Genomic DNA, 19,785 nt, shown 5'->3' on the forward strand with positions numbered 1-19,785 from the left:
GCTCAGCTCCCCGTCCCGTAGACCTGGCCCGCGAGCGGGAGCGGCAGTGGCGGCAGCTTGCCGTTCTGCAGTGACTGCACGACCTGCGCGGTGGACGGCAGCGGCACGAGCCCGTCGACCACGCCGGCGATCGAGCCGCACGTGTTGCCGAGCAGCTTGAGTGCTTCGGGCGTCTGCTTGAGCAGGTTGCAGACCATCACCAGCGGCGGCTGCGTGAGCTCGTTGAGGTTCGGCCGCGCGTCGAGCGTGCCCGAGGAGCCGTTGTAGACGTTGACCAGGTTCGACAGCGCCACCGGCGCCACGTCGAGGATCTCGGCGAGCGCACTGCGCTGGTCCACGAGCACCTTGGTGACGCTGGCCAGCTTGTCCACATTGGACTTGAGCCGGCCGCGGTTCTGCTCGATGAAGCTCTGCACCGACTGCAACGTGGTGCTCAGCTGCTGCACGGTGGCGGCGAGGTCGTCCTTCTCCCCCGCCAGGTACCCGCTCACGTCGGCGAGCTGGCTCTCGAACTGGCGCACCTGGCTGTCGCTGTTGACGAGCGTCTGCGAGAACTGGCCGAGGTTCTGCACGGTCTGGAACAGGTCGTCCTTGTTGCCGGCGAGCGTGCCGGACGCCTGGCCGAGCTTGGCGATCGTGTCGTGCAGGGCCTGGCCGTTGCCGTCCACGTTCTTCGCGACGGTGTTGAGCAGGTCCGACAGCGAGCCGTTTTTGTTGGCGCCGTTGGGGCCGAGGGTCTCGCTGACCTTCGCGAGGCTCGCGGCGAGCTGGTCGACCTCGAGCGGCACCTCGGTGCGGTTGAGCGGGATCACGGCGCCGTCGGAGATCTTCGGACCGCCGGTGTACGCCGGGGCGAGCTGGATGTAGCGGTCGCTGACCAGCGACGGCGAGACGATCAGCGCCTTGGCGTCGGCGGGCACCGGCACCGAGCGGTCGTACTCGAAGTCCACGCGCACCTGGTTGCCCATGGGCTGGACCTTGGTGACCGTGCCGAGGTCGACGCCCAGCATCCGCACGCTGTTGCCCTCGTAGAGGCCGACGGCGCCGGAGAAGTACGCGGTGAGGTGGTTGCGCCCCGCGTCCTTGAGCGTCCACCAGATGCCGCCCGCGACCACGAGGGCGAGCACGACGGCGATGGACGCGCCGCGCAGCAGCGACTGGCCGAACCGGGTGTCACTCATTTCGTGTAGCACCCTTCCTGGTTGATCGGGCCGACCGACGGCGCCACCAGGCCGCAGATGTAGTTGTCGAACCAGTGCCCGGTGCCGATGGTGTTGGTGAACACGCGCACGAACGGGGCGAACTTGGCGATGCCCTGGGCGAGCGAGTCCTGGTTGCGTTGCAGCATCGACGTCAGCTGGTCCAGCTGCGTGAGCACGGGGTCGAGCTGCTTGTCGTTGTCGTCGACGAGGCCCTGCAGCTGCGTGGCCAGCTCCTTGGAGCCGTCGAGCAGTGCGGTGATGGCCTGCTCGCGCTTGGAGATCTCGTCGAGCAGCTGGTTGCCGTCGGTGATCAGCTTCTGGACCTCGGCGTCGCGGTCGACCAGCGTCTGCGACACCTCGCGGGTGTTGGCCAGCAGGTTCGACAGCTGGGCGTCGCGCGAGGCGATGGTGTCCGAGAGCTTCGACAGGCCCGAAAGCGCACCCTTCACGTCCTCGGGGGTGTTGGCGAAGGTCTGCGTAATGGTGTCGAAGCTCTTCGCGAGCTGGTCGGTGTTGATGTCGTCGACGGTCTGGGAAAGACCGCGGAACGCGTCGAGCACGTCGTAGGGCGACGTCGTGCGGTCGCGCGGGATCGGCTGGCCCGGGTTGAGCGTGCCGACGCCCTGCGGGTCCAGCGACAGGTACTTCTGGCCCAGCAGCGTCTTGATCTTGATCGCGGCCGAGGTCTTGTCGCCGAGCCAGGCGTCCTTGACCTTGAACGACACCTTGACGCTGGCGCCGTCGAGCTTGATCTCGGAGACCTTGCCGACCTTCACTCCGGCGATGCGCACGTCGTTGTCGGTCGTGAGCCCGGCGGCCTCGGAGAACTCGGCGCTGTAGGTTGTGCCGCCGCCGATCACCGGCAGGTCGTCGGAGTTGAGCGCGGCGACGAAGCCGAGCACGAGGACCGCGAGCCCGACCAGGGCGATCGGGACGGGGTTGCGCTTCTGGAAGGACTTCATCCGCTGCACCTATCCCGGGTCGACGGCAGCACAGTGGCGTCGAGAGGCTTGTTGATCAGCGGCGGCAAGGCGATGCTCCCCTTGACCTCGCACGCGTAGAAGTTAAACCAGGAGCCGTAGTCGGCGGTGCGGGTCAGCGCGCTCACCTTCTGGGGCAGGAACTGGATGAAGTGCTCCAGCGTCGGCTCGTTCTTGTTCAGCTTCGTGGTCAGGTCGCCCAGCGCGCTGATGTCGTCCTTCAGCGGCTGGCGCGCGTCGCCGAGCAGGCCGGCGGTGGTCTGGGCCAGGTTGCCGAGGCTGTCGATCGCGTCGCCGATCGGCTTGCGGTCGGCGGCCAGGCCGGACACCAGCTGCTGCAGTTTCACGATCAGATCACTCAGCTGCGGCGTGTGCGCGTTGACCGTGTCGAGCACCGAGTTGAGGTTGTCGATGACCTCGCCGATCACCTTGTCCTTGTCGGCGATCGTGGTGGCCAGCGAAGCGGTGTGCGACAGCAGGCTCTCGACGGTGCCGCCCTCGCCCTGCAGTACCTGGATGACCTCGTAGGAGAGCTTGTTCACATCGTCCGGGTTCAGCGCGGTGAACAGCGGCTTGAACCCGTTGAACAGCTCGGTCAGGTCCAGCGCGGGCGTGGTGCGCTCGAGCGGGATCGTGCCGCCCGGGGGCAACGTCTTGCCGGAGGTGTCGCTGCCTTCGCCGAGCGAGAGGTAACGCTGGCCGACGAGGTTGCGGAACTTGATCTGAGCGGTGACACCCGCCGGCAGCTGCCGTCCCGCGTCGACCTCGAAGTCGACCTGCGCCTGGCGCTTGTCGACGATCTTCACGTCCTTCACCGTGCCCACGCGGACGCCGGCGATGCGGACGTCGTCGCCGTTGAGCAGCAGCGTCGCGTCGGTGAAGCGCGCCGAGTAGTCCTTGGTCGCGGTGGTATTGATGTTCGCGATGCTGATGCCGAGCACGGCGGTGAACAGCACGGTGATCACCACGAAGATCGACAGCTTGATCAGCGGTGCGGCCAGTCCCCTCACTTCACCGTCACCTCCGCACCCCGGTAGAGCGGGCCGACGAGCAGCGATCCCCACCCGGGGAAGTCACCTTCCGGCATCCCGACCTGCGGGGACACGAGCTGGCCGAGGAAGTCGTTCTCCGCGCCCGAGTACGCCGGGTCGCCGCCGCTCGTACCGCCGCCGAGGCCCGCGGCGTCGGCGAGGAAGTTGCCCGGGTTCACGCCGGTGCTGTGTGAGTTGGGCGATGTCGTGTGGGTGGTGCCGTCCTTGAACGCGCCGTCCGGCGGCTCCTGCGGGAACGGGTTCGGCAGGTTCTTGAGGTCGTAGCAGCGCGGGCCGCGCTTGTCCTCGAACCGCGGCTCGTCCTGGCCGGCCTTGTAGGGACCGCGGTTCACGACCACCTCGATCGTCGCGTGCAGGCCGGGCTCCTTCGTACCCTTGCCCAGCGCCTTGTCGACGACCGGCACGAGCTTCGACATCTGCCCGATCACGCACGGGTACTCCGGCGCGTACTTGGCGAGCAGCTCGGCCGTGGGCCGCGCGGTGTCGGCGAGGCTGATGATGTTCTGGGAGTTGGCTTCCAGGAACGACTGCACGTCCTGCGAAGCCGCGGTCAGGTTGCGGTAGAGGCTCGCCAGGTTCTGCTGCTCGTCCACCACGGTGCGGGTGGTCGTGCTCAGGTTGTCGAGGCTCTGCACCAGGTCCGGCGCCGACGCGCTCAGGTTGTCGGAGAAGTCCGCCAGCGCCTTGAGGTTGTGCTGCAGCTGTGGCTCGTGCGGGTTCAGCTTGCCGATGTAGTCGCCCAGCTGCGAGAGCGTCTCGCCGAGCGGCTTGCCGCGGCCCTGCAGGGCGGTGGAGATCGCGGTGAGCGTGCTCGACAACTTCTGCGGCTGCACCGCCTGCAGCACCGGCAGCAGGTGCTGCAGCGCCTGCTCCAGCTCGATCGCACCCGAGGTGCGGTCCTGCGGGACCACGTCGCCGTCGGTGAGCGTCTTGGCCGACGGGTTCTTCGGGATTTCCAGCGACACATAGCGTTCGCCGAAGAGCGTCTTGGGCAGGAAGCGCGCGGAGACGTTCTCGGGGATCAGCTTCACGTAGTCGGGCTGCAGCTCGAGCGTGAGCTCGGCCCCGTCGGTGGTGGCCGCGATGGTCTTGACCGACCCCACGATCAGGCCGCGCACCTTCACGTCCGACTGCTCCAGCAGCTGGTTGCCGATGCTGTCGGCCTCGAGCTTCACCGTCACGAACTTCGTGAACGCCTTGTCGTACAAGGCGATGCTCAGGGCCACGCCTCCCACGAGCAGCGCCACGAGCAGCAGGCCCAAGAGCCTGCGCCGCAGTGTTGCCACCGGCCCACCCGCCCCGCCTGCGATCATCCCGCAATCCTCACCGTGACGTCGGTTCCCCAGATGGCGAAACCGATGAAGAAGTTCACGATCGAAACCGTGACGATGGAAAGGCGAACCGCGCGGCCCACGGCCACGCCCACGCCGGCCGGCCCACCGGAGGCGCGGTAGCCGAAGTAGCAGTGCGAAAGAATGATCAAGACGCTGAAGATCAGCACCTTGATGAACGAGTACAGAACGTCTTGCGGTGGTAGGAAGAGGTCGAAGTAGTGGTCGTAGGTTCCCGCTGACTGGCCGTAGATGTAGATGACCACCAGTCGCGACGCGAGGTAGGAGCTCAGCAGGCCGATGATGTAGAGCGGGATCACGGCCACGAACCCGGCGATGATCCGCGTGGTCACCAGGTACGGCAGGCTCGGCACACCCATGACTTCCAGCGCGTCGATCTCCTCGGAGATCCGCATGGCGCCCAGCTGCGCGGTGAAGCCGGCGCCGACCGTGGCCGACAGGGCCAGGCCCGCGACGAGCGGCGCGATCTCGCGGGTGTTGAAGAACGCGGTGAGGAAGCCGGTGAACGCCGAGGTGCCGATGGAGTTCAGGGCCGAGTAGCCCTGCAGGCCCACGAGGACACCGGTGAAGAGCGTGAGGCCGACCATCACGCCGACCGTGCCGCCGATGACCGCGAGCGAGCCGGAGCCGAAGCTCACCTCGGCGAGCAGGCGCAGGACTTCCTTCATGTAGCGGCGCAGCGTGCGCGGCGTCCACAGCAGCGCGCGGCCGTAGAAGGACATCTGGTCGCCCAGCGTGTCCAGGGTCTCGAGCGGACGGTGGGCGACGCGCTTGGCACCCGAGATGAACGTCATGTCAGTCCAGCTTTCCGGGCACGATCTGCAGGTAGATCAGCGTGATCACGAAGTTCACGACGAAGAGCAGCAGGAACGTGATGACCACCGACTGGTTCACCGCGTCGCCCACGCCCTTCGGGCCGCCGCTGGGGTGCAGACCCCGGTAGGCGGCCACGACCGCGGCGATGAAGCCGAAGATCAAGGCCTTGAGCTCACCGACCCAGAGGTCGGGCAGCTGCGCCAGCGCGGAGAAGCTGGCCAGGTAGGCGCCCGGCGTGCCACCTTGGAGGACGACGTTGAAGAAGTAACCGCCGAGCACGCCGATGACGCTGACCATGCCGTTGAGCAAGAGCGCGACGAGCATCATCGCGAGCGTGCGCGGCACGATCAGGCGCTGGACCGCGGAGACGCCCAGCACCTCCATCGCGTCGATCTCCTCGCGGATGGTGCGGGCGCCGATGTCGGCGCAGACCGCGCTGCCGCCCGCACCGGCGACCAGCAGTGCGGTGACGAGCGGGCTGGCCTGCTGCACCGTGGCGAGCACGGAGCCGGCGCCGGTGTAGGACTGCGCGCCGAGCTGGCGGGCGAGCGCACCGAACTGCAGCGAGATGACCGCGCCGAACGGGATCGCGACGAGCGCTGTCGGCAGGATCGTGACGCTGGCGACGAACCAGGCCTGCTGGATGAACTCCCGCAGTTGGAACGGGCGCTGGAAGATGCCGCGGATGATGTCGAGACCGAGGGCGAACAGGTTCCCGGTTTCGCGGAGCATGCCGTGCCCGGGGATTTTCCTCGCCGGTGCTGCGTTCGAGCTCACGCGCCACCCGGCCCGTTGCCGCCGGGGCCGAAGTAGCCGCTACCTGGCCCTTGCGGGCTGGAGCCGCCGGGGATCCGGGCGACTTGGTCGGCGGGCAGCTGGCCCTGGTGCTGGTTCGGCACGGGGCCGCGGTCGGAGATCCGGGGGATCTGCTGTGTGTCCTCAGGGCCGGGCCGACGGGCCGGCGCGCGGGCGGCGTGCACGTTGTAGTGCCGCTGCTCCTCCGGGCTGAGGGATTCGATGATGCCCTCCTGCGCGGCCGGCGGGAGCGTGTGGAGGATCCGCATCACGCGGTCCATCCGGCGGCGGGCGCCCGCGCGCTCGGGCAGGCCGGGGCTGGGCTGCATCTGCGGGACGACGCCGCGGACGTCCTCGTCGGGCGAGCCGTCGGAGTGCCCTGCGGCGGCTTCGGCCTCTTCGCGGGCCATCGTGGCAGTGTCCTTCTCCTCGGACATGCCGATGGGGCCGCGCTTGCGGCCGTTGAGGAACTGCTCGACCACGGGCTCGTCGCTCGTGAGCAGCACCTCGCGGGGGCCGAACATGACGAGTTCCTTGCGGAACAGCATGCCCAGGTTGTCGGGCACGGTGCGCGCGAGGTTGATGTTGTGGGAGACGATGAGGATCGTCGCGTCGATCTGCGTGTTCAGGTCGATGAGCAGCTGGGAGATGTACGCGGTGCGCACGGGGTCCAGACCGGAGTCCGGCTCGTCGACCAGGATGATCTGCGGGTCGAGCACCAGCGCCCGCGCGAGGCCCGCGCGCTTGCGCATACCGCCGGAGATCTCGCCGGGCAGCTTCTTGTCCGCGCCGGCCAGGCCCGTCATCTCCAGCTTTTCCTGGACGATGCGGCGGATCTCGGACTCGGACTTCTTGGTGTGCTCGCGCAGCGGGAAGGCGACGTTGTCGTAGAGGTTCATCGATCCGAACAGCGCGCCGTCCTGGAACAGGACACCGAAGAGCTTGCGGATCTCGTAGAGCTTGTGCTCGGAGCACGTGACGATGTCCACGCCGTTGATCACGCAGCGGCCCTTGTCGGGCTTCAGCAGGCCGATCATGGACTTGAGGAACACCGACTTGCCGGTTCCCGACGGGCCGAGCATCGCGGACACCTCACCCGGGGGCAGCGTCAGCGTCACGTCCCGCCAGATGGTCTGCCTGCCGAAGGACTTCGTCAGACCTTCGATGACCACCTCGGCGCCCATCACACCTCCAGGAGCTGTTCCGCGTCGTCGCGCACCGCTGCCCCGCCGCAACTGGCAGCGGAGCCCGCGCCGATGCGCGCCGCGATCTCCGCGTCAACCAGGTGCAACGAGCTGAGTGCGAACAGGTTACTCACCAGTTTTCCGGCCTGGCGAGGCCGGTGAGCACCTCACCCGTTCGTGGCCTTGTCCGGTGACCGCTGGCAGCACGGTAGTGCACGTCACCCCGTGACGCAGATCCAGATGGCCCAACGATCGGGTTACGGCTGGTCCAAGCGGGCGAATCGGACCCGAACGGTGATCAGTCGGTCGCCGAGGCGGCGAACGGGAAAGGGGCGGGCATCCGAGTGGATGCCCGCCCCTTCACGAGGTGGTGCGACAGGCGCTTGCGCGCCCGGGATCACTTGATGGTGATCTTGGCGCCGGCGGCCTCGAGCTTCTCCTTGGCGGCCTCGGCGGCGTCCTTGTCGACCTTCTCCAGGAGGGCCTTGGGAGCGGCCTCGACCAGCTCCTTGGCCTCCTTCAGGCCCAGGCCCGAGACGACCTCGCGGACGACCTTGATGACCTGGATCTTCTTGTCACCGGCGGACTCGAGGACGACGTCGAACTCGTCCTGCTCCTCGGCGGCGGCCGGGGCGGCACCCGCGGGGCCGGCGGCGGCGGCGACGGCGACCGGGGCGGCGGCGGTGACGTCGAAGGTGGTCTCGAACTCCTTCACGAAGTCCGACAGCTCAAGAAGGGTGAGCTCCTTGAAGGCGTCGATCAGCTCGGCGGTGCTCAGCTTCGCCATGATGGCTTCCTCTCAGAAAAACGAACTCGACGTTCGGGGTGGGGGTGATCAGCTCTCGGCGGGTGCTTCGGCTGCTTCGGTACCGGCGGCGTCGCCCTGCTTCTCCTGCAGCGCGGCAGCCAGGCGGGCGACCTGGGACGCCGGCGCCTGGAACAGCGCGGCGGCCTGGGACAGCTTCGCCTTGAACGCGCCCGCTGCCTTGGAGAGCAGGACCTCACGGCTGTCGAGATCGGCGATCTTGCCGATCTCCTCCACGGACAGCGCTTTGCCGTCCATGTAGCCGCCCTTGATGACAAGCGCGTTGTTGTCCTTCGCGAAGTCGCGAAGCGCCTTCGCGGCGTCGACCGGCTCACCTTCGACGAAGGCGATCGCGGTGGCACCGACGAACAGGTCGTCCAGACCCTGGACACCGGCGTCCTCGGCGGCACGCTTCACGAGGGTGTTCTTCGCGACCCGGTACTTGGCACTGGTGCCGAGAGCGCGGCGCAGCTGGGACAGCTGGGACACGGAGAGGCCGGTGTACTGGGTAACGACGGTGGCCGAGCTGCTGCGGAAGCTCTCCGCGATCTCGGCGACGGCCGCCACCTTGTCGGGCTTCGCCATGGTCGCCTCCTCTCTTGGCTAGTGGATTCCACTGGTCCTTCGAGAGCCCTCTGAGACGAAAAAACGCCCACGCGCAGTCAGCACGGGGCGTCACACGGCATTTCCCCAGGGGAAGCCGAACCTCGTTCCTCCTGCGCGGGCCGCCCGCTCATCTCGCGGGACCTTCGTTCCGAGCGCCGTGGAGCACCCGGAAAACCAGCGGTCTTCGGTAGAACCGTCGCCAACTATACGTGAGGGCTTTCCGGCCTTTCGCCCACCCCCTGCCTGACCAGCGACAAGCCGCCCGGACTCGGGGATTCGCCGACGAGCGGGCATCATTGGTGACGTGGCGGAGCAGCGTGATCACGGACAGCCGGACAACCCCACCGGCCCCGGCCCCCGACCTGCCGACGGCACGCGACCGGTTCCGGGCGGGTGGCCGCAGCTCTCGGGGCAATCTGGTTCTGAGGGCCGGCCAGGCTCACAGCAGCCTCCGGCGCCTGGGGCGCCTCAGCACGGGTTGCCGCCGGGTTCGCAGCTGTCCGCGTCCGCACAGAACGGCCGGACTCCGGCACCAGGGTTCCCGCTGCCACAGCCGTCCGGGCAGCAGAACAGCCTGCCGTCGGATTCGCAGCCGCCTGGCGCGGAGTCTGCCCACCTCCCCGCGTTGCCCCAGCCTTCCCAGCCCGCTCCCGGAGAGCCGCAGCTGGATGCCGCGCAGCTCGAGCAGTTCCGCCAGTTCCAGCAGTTCCAGGACTACCTCCGCTTCACCCAGGCCCAGCAAGGCAAACAACCCGCTCCGATGCCCGACGCCGGCCTCGTCCCCGCGGGCACCCGCCAGCCGCAGACCCAGCAGGGCCGGCAGCCGCCCGTACCCCCGGGCCCGCCGGGAGCGTTGGCGCCGTACGAGGAACCCCGCCGTCGCCGCCCGGTCCCCCGCTGGCTCAAGCGCCTCGGCGGGAAGGTCCTGGGCTGGGTGATCGTGCTGGTGATCCTCGGAATCGCGGCCACGTGGGCCTACCGCCATTACTTCCCCAGCGACGACGGCAAGTCCTCCGCCCAGATCGCGGCCGAGGGCGGCGGGACCTACCACACGAACCACATCTTCTCGACAAACCCGTACGAGGCCGTCCGCTTCGTCTACCACAACATCGCGCAGGGCCGGGTCGAAGACGCGTGCGGCCGGTTCGACGAGCCCGTCCAGACCAAGTTCGCCCAGGACGTCGGCCAGCCCGACTGCAAGGTGGCCGTCGAGAAGCTGCACGCGCAGGTCACCAACCAGAACGACTACGCCGAATCCCTGCCCTCGTACGTCTCCGGCGCCCCGCCCGCGGGCGTGGTGACCATCGACTCGTGCGACTACGCCATTTCCGGCGGCCCGGCGCTCGGCGTCTTCACCGTGTCCCAAGTGGACAAAGGTCAGTGGCTGATCACGGGCCACTCGCCGGGGCCGGAGAAGTGCGGGCCGCCGTCACCCTCGAACTCCACTCCCCCAACGACCTGACCAGCTCCGGCAGCCGCGCAGCGACCACTTCGGACGGTGCGGCCAGCGCCGCGGCCGCCACCACGCGCCCCGACTCCGTGACGGGCACGGCCACCGCGGCCATCGTCTCCATGGCGTGCCCGGAGTCGACCACGGCGTAGCCCCGCGCGCGAATCTCCGCCGCCTCCGCAAGCAGGTCGACCCCCGTGCGGGTGTCAGGCTCCTGCGCCACCACCGCGCGACGGTCGGCTTCCGGCAGTGAAGCGAGCAGCACGCGCCCCGCCGCCGTGCGCGGGAGCGCGGAGCGAAGAGACCGGGAAAGCGCGTAGTCGAACGGCTCGTCGGTGCCGGCCCAATCGACGTACACCGCGTTGTCGCCCACCTGCACCGCGAGCAGCGCTGCGCACCCGGCGGCCACGCTCAGCTCGGCCAGCGACTCGTGCGACACCGACCGCACCGGCACGCGGCCGGAGCGCACCGTGAGCACGTGCGGCGCCGGGCCGAGCACGAAGTGCCGCTCCTGCTCATCGAGGTACCCGACGGCGGCCAGGCCGTTCACCAGCTTCTGCACCGACGACACCGGTGCATCGAGCCGCGCCGCGAGCTGCGTGAGCGTCAGCCCCGAAGCACTGTTCGCGACCGCCTCGAGGATCGCGGCGACGCGGTCCACCGTGCGGTGATGTTGTCGAATACCCATATAGGAAGCAGAGTATCACATTGCGTAGCATACTTAGCCTACCTAACTTAATGGGAGAGCCAATCGATCAAGGAGGCACGAAGTGTCCGAAGGCGCCCTGCACGGCATCCGCGTGATCGCCTTTCGTCCGTGGTCATGGGCCCCTACGCCACCCAGATCATGGGCGACCTCGGGGCCGACGTGGTCAAGGTCGAGTCACCCGCGGGCGACAGCACCCGCCGTACCCACCCCCAGCGCCACGACGGCATGGGCGCGCTCGCGCTCAACGTCAACCGCAACAAGCGCAGCGTCGAGCTCGACCTGAAGTCGGCCGCCGGCCACGACGCCTTCCTCCGCTTGGTGAAGACCGCTGACGTGCTGGTCACCAACATGCACCCCGGCGCGCTGCGGCGCCTCAGCTTGGACTACGAGCAGCTCGCGGAGCTCAACCCGCGGCTCGTCTACTGCAACGCGCAGGGCTTCCGCACCGACTCCGACCGCGCGGGCCTCGCCGCCTACGACGAGATCGTGCAGGCGTCGTCCGGCATGGCCGACCTGATGCGCCGCGCGACCGGCACGCCCACCTACGCGCCGACGATCCTCGCCGACAAGCTGTGCGCGCTCACCATCGTGTACTCCGTGCTCGCCGCTGTGGTGCACCAGCGCACGACCCGCCGCGGCCAGCGCGTGGAGGTGCCGATGGCCGACACGATGCTGGCGTTCAACCTCGTCGAGCACCTCGCGGGCCACACGTTCGGGCCCGCGATCGGGCCGATGGGCTTCAACCGGTCGATGACCGAGGGCCACCAGGCCGCGCGGACGGCCGACGGCTGGGCCTGCGTCCTGCCCTACACCGAGAAGAACATCGCCGACTTCTTCCGCGCGGCCGGACGCGAAGACCTCGCCACCGACCCGCGGTTCGGCGACCCCGCGAGCCGCGCGAAGCACTACGGCGAGCTGTACGACGAGATCGGCAAGCTGTCGGTCGAGAAGACCACAGCGGAGTGGCAGAAGATCTGCGCCGAGCTGTCCATCCCGTTCGCACCGGTGCTGGAGCTGGAAGACGTGGAGACCGACCCGTACTACACGGGCAGCGGCCTCGTCTCGCCCGCCGAGCACCCGACGGAGGGCACGTACCGCCAGGTCGGGCCGCCGATGATCCTGTCGGACACGCCGGCGTCGGTGCGCCGCCACACGCCCGCGCGCGGTGAGCACACGAGGGAGCTGCTCGCGGAGCTCGGCTACGCCGGCGAGGACATCGCGAACCTCGTCTCCCCCGTGTCCGAGTAGGCGAAGAAGTCGGCCAGCGCCAGGGCGAACGCGGGGTCCGCGACGGCCGTCATGTGGTCGCCCGGGACGCGGACCAGGCGGGCGCCCGCGATGCCGATGGCGAGGCGCTCGGGCTGGGCCGCGAGCTGGTCGCGTTCGCCGGCGAGGATCAGGGTGGGGACGGTGACCTCGGTCAAGGGGATGGATGTGCGGCGTGAGGCGCGCAGAACGGCGGCCAGGGCGTCGACATCGCCGCCCGTGCGGCGGGCGAGGCGGCGGAAGGGGCGGACCTGGGCGGGCACGTCGGCGTGGTCGTCGGCGAGGAGGCCGTCGGCGAGCTGTTCGGGCTCGACCACGCGCGTGTCGACGCCGCCGAAGTCGATGATGCCCGCGCCGACGCCGCCGGTGGCCAGGCAGCGCACCCGCTTGTCCGCGGTGGCCACGAGGAGGGCGACGATGGCGCCCATCGAGTAGCCGGCGAGGGAAACCTCGTCCAGATCCAGCTCGTCGAGCAGGGCGGACACGTCCCGGGCCATCACGTCCTGGCCGTAGCAGGCCGGGTCGTGGGGTTTGTCCGACGCGCCGTGACCGCGGGCGTCGAGGCCGATCACGGTGAACCCCGCCTCGACCAGGGTGCGGACGACGCCGGTGCCGACCCAGTTCACATGGGCGTCCGCCGCGAAGCCGTGTTGCAGCACGACCGGGCGACGGTGCCGGCCGTCGCCTTCCCACACCGTGTAGCTCAGGCGGAGCCCGTCGGGAGCGGTGAACGTCGTCGTCGGCATAGTGTCCATGAGACACGAAAAAAGGGCGGCCACGCACATTGCGTGACCGCCCTTTCGCGTGATGTGCGACTCAGACGGCCGCGTCCTCGCTGAGGAGGTTGCGCGTCCGCAGCGGGTCGACCGGGATGCCCGGGCCCATCGTGGTGGTGAAGGTGATCTTCTTGACGTAGCGGCCCTTGGCCGACGACGGCTTGGCGCGCAGGATCTCGTCCAGCGCGGCCGCGTAGTTCTCCACCAGCTTCTCGGTGTCGAACGACGCCTTGCCGATCACCAGGTGCAGGTTGGCCTGCTTGTCGACGCGGAAGTTGATCTTACCGCCCTTGATGTCCTGCACGGCCTTCGTGACCGCGGGGGTCACCGTGCCGGTCTTCGGGTTCGGCATCAGGCCACGCGGGCCGAGGATGCGGGCGATGCGGCCCACCTTGGCCATCTGGTCCGGCGTCGCGATGGCGGCGTCGAAGTCGAGCCAGCCACCCTGGATGCGCTCGATCAGCTCGTCCGTGCCGACCGCGTCCGCACCAGCGGCCTCGGCCTCGGCGGCCTTGTCGCCGACGGCGAAGACGATGACGCGAGCGGTCTTACCGGTACCGTGCGGCAGGTTCACGGTGCCGCGGACCATCTGGTCGGCCTTGCGCGGGTCCACACCGAGACGCATCGCGACCTCGACGGTCGCGTCCATCTTGGTCTTGGAGGTCTCCTTCGCCAGCTTCGCGGCCTCGAGCGGAGCGTAGAGACGCTCCTTGTCGATCAGCTCGGCAGCCTGGCGGTAGGCCTTGCTGTGCTTGGTCATGCTTCTGTCCTTACTTCGTCAAGACGGATCAGTGTGGTGACGAGCCAGCACTTGGCTCTCCCACGGTGGTGCGTTGAGAGCTTCAGCCCTCGACCGTGATGCCCATGGAGCGGGCGGTGCCGGCGATGATCTTCGCCGCCTGGTCGATGTCGTGGGCGTTGAGGTCGGTCTCCTTGGTCTTGGCGATCTCGCGGACCTGGTCCCAGGTGACCTTGGCGACCTTGATCTTGTGCGGCTCGCCGGAGCCCTTCTCCACGCCCGCAGCCTTGAGCAGCAGCTTGGCGGCCGGCGGCGTCTTCAGCTTGAAGTCGAACGACCGGTCTTCGTACACGGAGATCTCGACCGGGACGACGTCCCCGCGCTGCGACTCGGTCGCGGCGTTGTAGGCCTTGCAGAACTCCATGATGTTGACGCCGTGCTGGCCCAGCGCCGGGCCGACCGGCGGGGCCGGGTTGGCCTGGCCCGCCTTGATCTGCAGCTTGATGATCGCCGCAAGCTTCTTCTTCTTGGGTGGCATTACCTTGTGTCCTTCTTACTGACGTGAGTCCCCCGCACACCTGCCAGTACGCGGGGACTGCCGGTCGGTATTCCCGACCGTCAGATCTTGGAGACCTGGGTGAACGAGAGCTCGACCGGGGTCTCCCGGCCGAAGATCGACACCAAGACCTTCAGCTTCTGTCCGTCGACGTTGACCTCGGAGATCGTCGCGGGCAGCGTGGCGAACGGGCCGTCCATGACGGTGACCGACTCGCCGACCTCGAAGTCGACCTCGACGGCGCCGCCACCGGACGGCGTGGACGCCGCGGCGGCCTCGCCCTTGCCGGCCTTCGCCGGGGCTTCCTTCTCGACCTGCGGCGCGAGGAACTTCAGCACCTCGTCCACGGTGAGCGGCGACGGGCGCGAGGTCGCGCCGACGAACCCGGTGACGCCCGGCGTGTTGCGCACCGCGCTCCACGAGGCGTCGTTCAGGTCCATCCGGACCAGGATGTAGCCGGGCAGCACCTTGCGCTGCACCTGCTTGCGCTGGCCGTTCTTGATCTCGGTGACCTCTTCGGTCGGAACCTCGATCTGGAAGATGTAGTCCTCGACGTCCAGCGTCGTGGTGCGGGTCTCGAGGTTGGTCTTGACCTTGTTCTCGTACCCGGCGTAGCTGTGTACGACGTACCACTCGCCCGGCGCGGCCAGCAACTCGGCGCGCAGCGCGGCGACCGGGTCGTCGGACTCGGCGGCCGGCTCGGCCTCGACGGCTTCGTCGGTCACGACGGCTTCGTCGGTCACGACGGCTTCGTCGGTCCCGGCGTCGGCTTCGGCTTCGCTGTCGTCAGCCTCGGTGTCGGCTTCGTCGTCGGCGCTCTCGTCAGCGCTGTCTTCGACGGCTGCGTCGACCTCTTCGCCGGCGTCGGGCACCTCGACGGGCTCGAGGTGAGCGGACTCCTCGTCGCCGAGTGCCGCGTGCACCTGCTCGTCGGAAAGCTCGGTCAGGTCGCGACCGGCTCCTGTGCCGTTGTCGGAGGTCACGTTCCGTCCTCTCAGTTGATCACTTGCCGGGCTCGGGCAGGCCGGCCCGCGCGGCGCACGGTGGCGCGCCTCTTCGGCGTCAGCCGAAGACCAGCCCGATGACCTGCTTGAAGGCCAGGTCGAGGCCGCTCACGAGGGCCACCATGAACACCACGAACACCAGCACGACCGCGGTGTAGGTGACCATCTGCTTGCGGTTGGGCCAGATGACCTTGCGCAGCTCCGCCCAGACCTCGCGGACGAACCGCATGATCCGCGCGAAGACCGACGCCTTCTTCGGCTTCTGGTCCCGCTTCGGGGTCGGCGCACCCTTGGCGTCGGCGGGCTTCGCGACCTTGTCGCCCGCCTTGCCGGACGGCCGCGTGCCGCCCGAACGCGCTTCGGACTTGCCGGACGGGCGGGCGGAAGCGCGGCGCTCGCGCCGAGCCGCGGCGGTCGCCGGGCGGGACTCGACCCCGGGCTTCTCGCCCGACGCGTCCTGCTCGTGCTCGCCGCTGGCGTCGCTGTCGCTCACGACCACTCCTCCGCTCCACCAGTACCCGTACGCAGGGGTGACAGGACTTGAACCTGCAACCTGCGGTTTTGGAGACCGCTGCTCTGCCAATTGAGCTACACCCCTGTGGAACCTGGTCGCCCAGGCTCCGGAGGACGCATTCCATCGTCCCCACCATCCAGCGGGGATGACCGTAGTGCGTTCCGAGTTCCGAAGTCTACGGCAAGCCGGATCGAGGCCCGCAACCGCGCCCCCCTCGTTGGTCGGGCGCCCTCGCATCGGCCCCCCGGCGCCCTGCTCCAGCGTGCCGGGAACGTGCCCGGCGGGCGCCGCCAGGCCGTGCCAGGATGGCCGCATGCGCCCGTCCGCGATTAATCCGGAAACGACCCTCCGCCCGGTGGTCGACGCGGATTCCGCGGTCGTTCATCCCGTATTCGCGGGGCACTTCGGAAGCCGCCGGAAAACCTTGCCGCACCGAGGAAATTCCGGCACCCCGCCCGAGAATCCGGCGATCCCCAGCGAGGTCCCCGGCTCAGCGCCTGATCTTCGTTGTCCCGCAAGGAAAGTCGTCCCCGAGGAGGCCCGGTGAACGCGTTGCGACTCGGACTCGCACTGCCGCAGTACGGCAAGCTCGCCGACCCCACTGCCATCGCCGGATTCGCCGCCGCGGCCGAGGAGATCGGCTACGCTTCGCTGTGGGTTGGTGACCGTGTGCTCACCCCCCTCGAACCCTCGGACCTGTACCCGGGAGGCGGGACGCCGGAGCGGCCGTACCCGCCGGAGTTCATCCACTTCGTCGACCCGTTCGTCGCGCTGACGGCCGCCGCCGGTGCCACGAAGACCGCACGGCTGGGCATGAGCACGCTCTCGGCGCCCGTCTACGCGCCCGTGCTGCTCGCTCGGACGCTCACGTCGCTCGACCTACTCTCCGGCGGCCGGCTCGACGCCGGGTTCGGCCTCGGCTGGCTGCGCGACGAGTACACCGCCGCCGGCGCGCCGTGGGCGGGGCGCGGCGGGCGCCTCGACGAGCTGATCCAGGTCCTGCGCACGCTCTGGACCGCCGACCCCGCGGGCCACGACGGCGAGCGCTGGCAGATCCCCGAGTCGCACGTCGGGCTGCGGCCCGCGCAGAACCCGCACCCGCCGATCCTGCTCGGCGGCATGTCCGAACGCGCCCTGCGCCGCGTCGGCACGAGCGCCGACGGCTGGCTCCCGACGCTGCTGCCCGCGCCGTACCTGCACCGGATGTGGTCGGTGATCGCCGACGCGGCCACCGAAGCCGGCCGGGACCCGGCGACGCTGCGGCGCCCGCTGCGCGTCAACCCGCGCGAGGGCACATCCGTGGTGACCGTGACCGACCTCGCGTCGGCGCTGAAGGGTGCCGCCGACGAGGGGTTCACCGAGGCATTCGTGGACCTGCACTACATCGCCGACGGCGTCGAGCACGCGCTGGAGCTGGCCGACCAGCTGCGCGCCGCCGTGGACCGATAGGCGTCTCACCCGGATACCCGTCGTCACACAGGGTCGCGGACCGGTAGAAACAATCAGGTGGCGGCGAAGAAGAGCGGCGGATGCGGGTTGCTGATCGTGGTGGTGGTGATCGCGCTGCTCGGGGTGGGGTACTACAACTCGAAGCACGGGTCCTCGACCGAGCCGCCGGACGGCGCCGGCACTGGAGGCGGTACGGGCCGCTACGTGGCGCTCGGCGACTCGTACACCTCCGCGCCGCGCACGGGGAAGGCGGCGGGCACGCCCGCGGGCTGCGACCGTTCGGACAACAACTACCCCCACCTGGTGGCCGCGAAGATCAAGCCGGCGCAGTTCGTGGACGCCAGCTGCAGCGGCGCCACCACAGCGGACCTCACCGGCTCCCAGCCGACCCACAACGGCACGAACCCGCCGCAGCTGGACTCCGTGACGTCGGCGACCACGCTCGTGACGCTGGGCATCGGGGGCAACGACGTCGGGTTCATCGCGCTGGCAGCCAGCTGCACCACCTCGCACCGCGACGGCGCGCCCTGCCACGAGCGCCTCACCGCGGGCGGCCACGACCAGCTGTCGGACCGCATCGACGCCGTGGCGGGCAAGCTCGGCGCGGTGCTCGACAAGATCCACGCCCAGGCCCCGAAGGCCCGGGTGGTCGTGGTCGGCTACCCCACCGTGCTGCCCGACGGCGAAGGCTGCTGGCCCGCGATCCCCGTCGGTTCCGGCGATGTCGCGTACCTGCGTGACTCGTTGAAGCACCTCAACGACGTGCTCGAAGAGCAGGCCAAAGCCCACAACGCGGGCTACGCCGACACGGCCGGGCCCAGCAAGGGCCACGACGTGTGCACGGGCTCGGGCACGCGCTGGGTGGAGGGCCTGGTACCGACGTCGGCCGCGGCCCCGCTGCACCCCAACGCGAAGGGCGAAGCGGGGATGGCGACGGCCGTCGAGCCGGTGGTGAGCTGACGCGCCCCAATGTGGCGTTCGGTGCGCTCAACGCACCGAACGCCGCATTGGGTGCGTTGAATGGGGCCTGGGCGCGCAGCGCCTCCGTTGAGGGTGGTGGCGGGGGGCATGGATGGAGCAACCAACGCCACATTGGGGAGCGCGGGGCCGGGGTCAGGCGCGGACGAGCGCCTGCGGTTTGCCCAGCACGGTTTTGCCGTCGAACTTCACGACCAGGTCCAGGCGGGCGACACCGTCGTCTGAGATCGCGCCGACCTTGCCGGCCAGTTCGACGAGGGCGCCCTCGGCGTCGTCGGGCACCGCGACGGGGCGGGTGAAGCGGGCGCTGAAGTCCAGCAGGCGCGAGGGGTCGCCGAGCCAGTCGGTGACGACGCGGCCGGCCAGGGCCATGGTGAGCATGCCGTGGGCGATCACGTCGGGCAGGCCGACTTCCTTGGCGAAACGCTCGTTCCAGTGGATCGGGTTGAAGTCCAGCGCGGCGCCCGCGTAGCGGACCAGCTGCTCGCGCGTGACGCGCACCTGCAGCGAGGGCAGTTCGTCGCCGACGTTCACGCGTTCTCCCCTCGCACCACGAGCTGCGCGCGGGTGGTACAAACCAGCTTGCCGTCGGCGTCGGTGATCCGGGCACTGACGTTGATGAAGTCGTTGCCGGCACGGGCCATGATGTTGTCGATGGTCGCGCCGATCTCCAGCACGTCGCCCGCGTGCACGGGGCGCTCGTAGGTGAAGCCCTGGTCGCCGTGGACCATGCGCGAGTAGTCGAGCCCGAGTTCCGGGTCGGCCACGATCCCGTTGACCTTGGGCAGGTTCAGGAGCGTGAGGAACGTCGGGGGCGCGACCACGTCCGGAAAACCGGCCGCGCGAGCCGCCTCCGGGTCGCGGTAGATCGGGTTCGGGTCCCCGATCGCCTCGGCGAACTCGAGGATCTTCTCGCGGCTCACTGCGTACTTTCCGGCGGGCGGGTAGCTCCGCCCGGCGAACGACTGGTCCAAAGGCACCCGCTGAGGCTAGCCGACCCGAACCGGTTGTCCGAGAGGTCCCCGGGGCCTGCCCTCAGCCCGCCCGGAACTGGCCCTGAACAGCGAAAAGCCGCCTCGGCGCTGGGCCGGGACGGCTGTTCGAAGCTGGACGAGAACCGCTGACGTCAGCGGGTCTCTTTGTGAGTCCGGTGCGTACCGCAGTTCGGGCAGAACTTCTTCATCTCCAAGCGGTCCGGGTCGTTGCGCCGGTTCTTCTTGGTGATGTAGTTGCGGTGCTTGCACTCCTCGCACGCCAGCGTGATCTTGGGTCGCACGTCGGTGGCAGCCACAGCGTTTCCTTCTCTCTCAGTACCGAACCCGCACCCGCGCCGCTAGCCGCACGACGCGGGGGTCCAGGGGGCTTGCCCCCTGGCGGGGGTCTGGGGGTTCGACCCCCAGGGTTCAAGCGGAGCGGCTGTGGCTCGCGCGTTCTGCGAGCACAATCCCCTCAGCTGCGTAGCGGTGGCCGGACTTGAACCGGCGACACAGCGATTATGAGCCGCTTGCTCTGCCAACTGAGCTACACCGCCCTTACATGACCCAAGCCGCGA

Annotated in this window: 23 protein-coding genes and 2 tRNA genes; 4 read left to right on the forward strand and 21 right to left on the reverse strand. The window is 69.2% G+C overall.

What is annotated here, in order from left to right:
• Positions 1–2 precede the first annotated feature (2 nt).
• The 10 genes from AB0F91_RS14020 to rplJ form a co-directional block, all read right to left on the reverse strand.
• On the reverse strand, positions 3–1,181 hold the full coding sequence (locus tag AB0F91_RS14020; RefSeq protein ID WP_360597577.1) for an MCE family protein: 1,179 nt from the start codon (positions 1,179–1,181) through the stop codon (positions 3–5).
• Positions 1,178–2,164, reverse strand: coding sequence for an MCE family protein (locus AB0F91_RS14025; protein ID WP_360597578.1), 987 nt, complete (start codon positions 2,162–2,164; stop codon positions 1,178–1,180). The genes AB0F91_RS14020 and AB0F91_RS14025 overlap by 4 nt, the downstream gene beginning before the upstream one ends.
• Positions 2,161–3,192 (reverse strand): MCE family protein, encoded by a 1,032-nt coding sequence (locus AB0F91_RS14030; RefSeq protein WP_360597579.1) that lies wholly within the window; start codon positions 3,190–3,192, stop codon positions 2,161–2,163. Before AB0F91_RS14030 ends, AB0F91_RS14025 begins: the two co-directional genes overlap by 4 nt.
• Complete coding sequence (locus AB0F91_RS14035) at positions 3,189–4,547, reverse strand: MCE family protein (protein WP_360597581.1); 1,359 nt, start codon at positions 4,545–4,547, stop codon at positions 3,189–3,191. The genes AB0F91_RS14030 and AB0F91_RS14035 overlap by 4 nt, the downstream gene beginning before the upstream one ends.
• Positions 4,544–5,380 (reverse strand): ABC transporter permease, encoded by an 837-nt coding sequence (locus AB0F91_RS14040; protein WP_360597583.1) that lies wholly within the window; start codon positions 5,378–5,380, stop codon positions 4,544–4,546. The genes AB0F91_RS14035 and AB0F91_RS14040 overlap by 4 nt, the downstream gene beginning before the upstream one ends.
• A gap of 1 nt (position 5,381) precedes the next feature.
• A complete protein-coding gene (locus AB0F91_RS14045; RefSeq protein WP_326838172.1) occupies positions 5,382–6,134 on the reverse strand; it encodes an ABC transporter permease in 753 nt (250 codons plus the stop codon).
• A 41-nt stretch (positions 6,135–6,175) separates the two neighbouring features.
• The gene (locus AB0F91_RS14050) at positions 6,176–7,381 is read right to left on the reverse strand and encodes an ATP-binding cassette domain-containing protein (protein WP_360597584.1); all 1,206 of its coding nucleotides are present in this window, start codon (positions 7,379–7,381) and stop codon (positions 6,176–6,178) included.
• Positions 7,381–7,515 carry a hypothetical protein gene (locus tag AB0F91_RS14055; protein WP_285970684.1) on the reverse strand — a complete coding sequence of 45 codons (135 nt, stop codon included), beginning with the start codon at positions 7,513–7,515 and terminating at the stop codon, positions 7,381–7,383. The genes AB0F91_RS14050 and AB0F91_RS14055 overlap by 1 nt, the downstream gene beginning before the upstream one ends.
• 263 nt (positions 7,516–7,778) lie before the next feature.
• Positions 7,779–8,168: a 50S ribosomal protein L7/L12 gene (gene rplL / locus AB0F91_RS14060; RefSeq protein WP_360597586.1), complete on the reverse strand. Its 390-nt coding sequence runs from the start codon at positions 8,166–8,168 to the stop codon at positions 7,779–7,781.
• A 48-nt stretch (positions 8,169–8,216) separates the two neighbouring features.
• Complete coding sequence (gene rplJ, locus AB0F91_RS14065; RefSeq protein ID WP_360597588.1) at positions 8,217–8,771, reverse strand: 50S ribosomal protein L10; 555 nt, start codon at positions 8,769–8,771, stop codon at positions 8,217–8,219.
• 646 nt (positions 8,772–9,417) lie between these two features.
• Between rplJ and AB0F91_RS14070 the strand changes: the two genes are divergently transcribed.
• Positions 9,418–10,254 carry a hypothetical protein gene (locus AB0F91_RS14070; RefSeq protein ID WP_360597589.1) on the forward strand — a complete coding sequence of 279 codons (837 nt, stop codon included), beginning with the start codon at positions 9,418–9,420 and terminating at the stop codon, positions 10,252–10,254.
• Here AB0F91_RS14070 and AB0F91_RS14075 read toward each other — a convergent pair.
• Positions 10,181–10,903 (reverse strand): helix-turn-helix domain-containing protein, encoded by a 723-nt coding sequence (locus tag AB0F91_RS14075; RefSeq protein ID WP_360597590.1) that lies wholly within the window; start codon positions 10,901–10,903, stop codon positions 10,181–10,183. The two genes, AB0F91_RS14070 and AB0F91_RS14075, sit on opposite strands and share 74 nt — an antisense overlap.
• A gap of 162 nt (positions 10,904–11,065) precedes the next feature.
• Between AB0F91_RS14075 and AB0F91_RS14080 the strand changes: the two genes are divergently transcribed.
• Positions 11,066–12,199, forward strand: coding sequence for a CoA transferase (locus tag AB0F91_RS14080; protein WP_360597592.1), 1,134 nt, complete (start codon positions 11,066–11,068; stop codon positions 12,197–12,199).
• Here the strand turns inward: AB0F91_RS14080 and AB0F91_RS14085 are convergent.
• From AB0F91_RS14085 to AB0F91_RS14110, 6 genes are all read right to left on the reverse strand, one after another.
• Positions 12,151–12,963 (reverse strand): alpha/beta hydrolase, encoded by an 813-nt coding sequence (locus tag AB0F91_RS14085; protein WP_360597593.1) that lies wholly within the window; start codon positions 12,961–12,963, stop codon positions 12,151–12,153. The genes AB0F91_RS14080 and AB0F91_RS14085 overlap by 49 nt on opposite strands.
• A gap of 70 nt (positions 12,964–13,033) precedes the next feature.
• On the reverse strand, positions 13,034–13,753 hold the full coding sequence (gene rplA, locus AB0F91_RS14090) for a 50S ribosomal protein L1 (RefSeq protein WP_220246051.1): 720 nt from the start codon (positions 13,751–13,753) through the stop codon (positions 13,034–13,036).
• A gap of 82 nt (positions 13,754–13,835) precedes the next feature.
• The gene (gene rplK, locus AB0F91_RS14095) at positions 13,836–14,270 is read right to left on the reverse strand and encodes a 50S ribosomal protein L11 (protein WP_360597594.1); all 435 of its coding nucleotides are present in this window, start codon (positions 14,268–14,270) and stop codon (positions 13,836–13,838) included.
• Between the two features lie 80 nt (positions 14,271–14,350).
• A complete protein-coding gene (gene nusG / locus AB0F91_RS14100) occupies positions 14,351–15,271 on the reverse strand; it encodes a transcription termination/antitermination protein NusG (RefSeq protein ID WP_360597596.1) in 921 nt (306 codons plus the stop codon).
• Between the two features lie 79 nt (positions 15,272–15,350).
• Positions 15,351–15,785 (reverse strand): preprotein translocase subunit SecE, encoded by a 435-nt coding sequence (gene secE / locus AB0F91_RS14105; protein ID WP_360597598.1) that lies wholly within the window; start codon positions 15,783–15,785, stop codon positions 15,351–15,353.
• Between the two features lie 32 nt (positions 15,786–15,817).
• A tRNA-Trp gene (locus AB0F91_RS14110) sits at positions 15,818–15,890 on the reverse strand.
• Positions 15,891–16,349: 459 nt separating this feature from the next.
• Here AB0F91_RS14110 and AB0F91_RS14115 point away from each other — a divergent pair.
• Positions 16,350–17,255, forward strand: coding sequence for a TIGR03619 family F420-dependent LLM class oxidoreductase (locus AB0F91_RS14115; RefSeq protein ID WP_360597600.1), 906 nt, complete (start codon positions 16,350–16,352; stop codon positions 17,253–17,255).
• 57 nt (positions 17,256–17,312) lie between these two features.
• Positions 17,313–18,215, forward strand: coding sequence for an SGNH/GDSL hydrolase family protein (locus tag AB0F91_RS14120; RefSeq protein WP_360597602.1), 903 nt, complete (start codon positions 17,313–17,315; stop codon positions 18,213–18,215).
• 153 nt (positions 18,216–18,368) lie between these two features.
• On the opposite strand, the gene AB0F91_RS14125 is transcribed toward AB0F91_RS14120, so the two are convergent.
• The 4 genes from AB0F91_RS14125 to AB0F91_RS14140 all read right to left on the reverse strand — a co-directional run bounded on the left by AB0F91_RS14125 (position 18,369) and on the right by AB0F91_RS14140 (position 19,764).
• Positions 18,369–18,767 carry a MaoC family dehydratase gene (locus tag AB0F91_RS14125; RefSeq protein WP_360597604.1) on the reverse strand — a complete coding sequence of 133 codons (399 nt, stop codon included), beginning with the start codon at positions 18,765–18,767 and terminating at the stop codon, positions 18,369–18,371.
• Complete coding sequence (locus tag AB0F91_RS14130; protein WP_360597606.1) at positions 18,764–19,213, reverse strand: MaoC family dehydratase N-terminal domain-containing protein; 450 nt, start codon at positions 19,211–19,213, stop codon at positions 18,764–18,766. Before AB0F91_RS14130 ends, AB0F91_RS14125 begins: the two co-directional genes overlap by 4 nt.
• Positions 19,214–19,359: 146 nt before the next feature.
• On the reverse strand, positions 19,360–19,524 hold the full coding sequence (gene rpmG, locus AB0F91_RS14135) for a 50S ribosomal protein L33 (protein ID WP_020668467.1): 165 nt from the start codon (positions 19,522–19,524) through the stop codon (positions 19,360–19,362).
• Positions 19,525–19,691: 167 nt separating this feature from the next.
• Positions 19,692–19,764 (reverse strand) — tRNA-Met (locus AB0F91_RS14140).
• Positions 19,765–19,785: the final 21 nt, after the last annotated feature.

It is taken from the genome of Amycolatopsis sp. NPDC023774 (assembly GCF_040639695.1).
Classification (GTDB): Bacteria; Actinomycetota; Actinomycetes; order Mycobacteriales; family Pseudonocardiaceae; genus Amycolatopsis.